Source organism: Streptomyces sp. NPDC088246 (genome assembly GCF_044741025.1).
Taxonomy (GTDB): domain Bacteria; phylum Actinomycetota; class Actinomycetes; order Streptomycetales; family Streptomycetaceae; genus Streptomyces.
In genome coordinates, this window is the sequence record NZ_JBIURV010000155.1 from 1 (window position 1) to 2,360 (window position 2,360).

Consider the following 2,360-nt stretch of genomic DNA (forward strand, 5'->3'; position numbering starts at 1 on the left):
CGGACCTCTTCCATCTCCTCAGGAGTCACAACTGAAAGAAGATCACAATCTATCCAACGAGGATCACTTGGGGTACCTAACAAAGCCCTACTAGCGCGCCGGTTGATCGCACGGCGGACCTTGGAGCAGGCGGAGCAAATGCGCGCAGGCGATCTGTTCGCTCGGATGGCGGGCGATGACCTCGTACGTACCCCGTTCGTACACACCGGTCTCCCACGCCCCGTCGGACGCCTGTCGCAAGAACAGAAAGTCCGTGGGGGTGGGGACCGGTTCGTGAACGCCCTCGATGCGGTAGTAGCCGTCGGCCACTCCTGCCTCGCTCAGCACCGCGTGCAGTTCCCGGCGTTCCACGCTGAAGCTACGCGGCGGCGGGCTTGAGGTAATCATGCTCCAGCAGCCACTTGACGTTCAGCCGCTGCCCCTGGCCCGGGTCGAGGAAGACCGCGTCGAGTTTGATCTGCTGACCGCCCCCCGGCTGCTCGAACCATGGGGCGATACTGCCCTGCCACACCCAGAAGGGCTTGGCCACCTTGTAGACTCGATAGTCGCAAGCGATGCCTGTTTCACGGGTGTTGAGGTTCTGCGGTGGCAGCGCGCGCTCTGCGTACGCGTCACCAGCGGGTGCAAGGTAACTGCCGTACTCAGAACCGAAGCGGTCCAGACGCTGGCCCGAGCGGAGCTTGGTCGGTTCCTTGTCGATCTGGCCGTTGACCTGACCGAAGCCGTCGTTGGGCGGGTACTTCCAGCTGCCGGAGTCGGTGGGCCCTTCCCAGTACTTCTTCAGAAAAGCCTGCGGAGACAGGACTCCGGTGCGCTTGTACCCCTTCAGAAGCGGGCCCACAGGGGCCAGTCGGCTGTTCGGAAGCCACCTGGGGCCGAGCCGGGCGTCGCCGCGGAACTCACCTGTGCAGGGATCGTGCCGGACTACGGACGCAGACGCCCGGTCCTCCGGCTTCGCTGAGGCGCTCGCGGCAGGGGCCGTGACCAGCCCGGCAGTGATGCCGAGCACGGCAAGTACGTTGCGCATGCGGTTCATTCAGAAGTCCCCTCGGGCGCTGGTGATCAATTACGGTAGCTGACAAAGAGTAGCCTTTCACTCACTCAGAGCGCCCATCCTGTGCCGTTTTTGGACACGAAGCAGCGTGGCCGGAGACGACCTGGATGTTCCCGCCGTGGTGCTTGCACTTGCCGGACCACCACAGGGCAGCGTCATGGGGGCCGGGGGCAGCGACGCGGTCGGTGCGGATGACGGTGCCGTCGAGGTTGAGGTGGGTGCAACCGGACGCCGCGGCGCGTCCCAGGGCGGTGGACAGATGAGGCGCGTGGTCGGCCAGCATGTTCAGCCCTTCGTGCAGGTAGCGGTAGGCCGTGGGCAGGGAGACGTGGTTGTCGCGGGCGAGCTGGGCCAGCCGGGTCCCGTCCAGGAACCAGCGCAGGACCAACACACCCTGCTTGAAGGGGCCGAGGGCACGAGTGGCCTTGCGGGTGCCGAGCCGTTCACGGTGTTCGGCCACAGTTTCGCGAGGGTCCAGGCGGTGGCCGTGCCGACATCGAGCACGCCGGTGCAGGTGATACCGGTCACGCGTGAAGCCACTCGGTGCCTGGAACCTGTTCTTCGCAGACCTGTCCCTGCCGGGGGCTTGACGCGTATCTGATGTCTGGTCAAGCTCGACTGATATCCCTGGTCAGGAAGATCCCGGATCTGCCTGACGGTCGGCACGGTCCAATACTCTGAGTCCCGTCCGCACTATCTGGGAGAGTCATGACATGTAAGGTTCACCGAGTTGGCCGTTGACTGCCACGATCCGGAGAGGCTCGCGGCCTTCTGGTGCGAGGTCCTGGACTTCAAGGTGATCGACCGGAGCGAGGGCAAGGTCGAGATCGGCTCCTGGGTGCCGACCGTAGAGGATGTTCGGGCCCGCCAGATGTCGCCCACCCTGCTGTTCATCCAGGTGCCCGAGGGCAAGACCGTGAAGAACCGGCTTCACCTCGACATCAGCCCGTTCGACGGCAGCGCCGAGGACGAGGTGACCAGATTGCTCGGCCTCGGCGCCACCAAGACGGATGTGGGCCAGGGCTCAGACCGAAACTGGGTGGTCATGGCAGACCCCGAGGGCAACGAGTTCGACGTCCTGCGCAGCCTGGCACCGCAGAACTAGGCCGCGAGCGGGCATCCACGCCCCGTCACACACCGCAACTGAGGTTCCCCCGAGATGCGGAGTTTGGTGACAGAGGGTCAGATGGTTTTCATGAGAGGAACATCGGCCATGGCTGCCCCCAGGAAATACTCGCTCGAGTTGCGTGAGCGTGCGGTACGGATGTACCGCACCGCCGATCCGAAGCCGCAGATCAAGAAACTG

3 protein-coding genes and 1 pseudogene are annotated in these 2,360 nt (G+C 64.5%); 1 reads left to right on the forward strand and 3 read right to left on the reverse strand.

Annotation, left to right across the window (positions count from 1 at the left end):
• Positions 1-90: 90 nt before the first annotated feature.
• From ACIPEK_RS46495 to ACIPEK_RS46505, 3 genes and pseudogenes are all read right to left on the reverse strand, one after another.
• On the reverse strand, positions 91-351 hold the full coding sequence (locus ACIPEK_RS46495) for a hypothetical protein (RefSeq protein ID WP_402009061.1): 261 nt from the start codon (positions 349-351) through the stop codon (positions 91-93).
• 7 nt (positions 352-358) lie between these two features.
• Positions 359-1,036, reverse strand: coding sequence for a TNT domain-containing protein (locus tag ACIPEK_RS46500; RefSeq protein ID WP_402009064.1), 678 nt, complete (start codon positions 1,034-1,036; stop codon positions 359-361).
• A 112-nt stretch (positions 1,037-1,148) separates the two neighbouring features.
• Positions 1,149-1,582: pseudogene (locus ACIPEK_RS46505) on the reverse strand (IS5/IS1182 family transposase); the annotation flags it as partial.
• A gap of 202 nt (positions 1,583-1,784) precedes the next feature.
• On the opposite strand from ACIPEK_RS46505, the gene ACIPEK_RS46510 reads away from it, so the two are divergent.
• The gene (locus ACIPEK_RS46510) at positions 1,785-2,159 is read left to right on the forward strand and encodes a VOC family protein (RefSeq protein ID WP_402009067.1); all 375 of its coding nucleotides are present in this window, start codon (positions 1,785-1,787) and stop codon (positions 2,157-2,159) included.
• The last annotated feature ends 201 nt before the right edge of the window (positions 2,160-2,360 follow it).

Coding starts and splice junctions, on each gene's coding strand:
- ACIPEK_RS46500 (WP_402009064.1), bottom strand. CDS start 1,036: ATGAACCGCATGCGCAACGTACTTGCCGTGCTCGGCATCACTGCCGGG.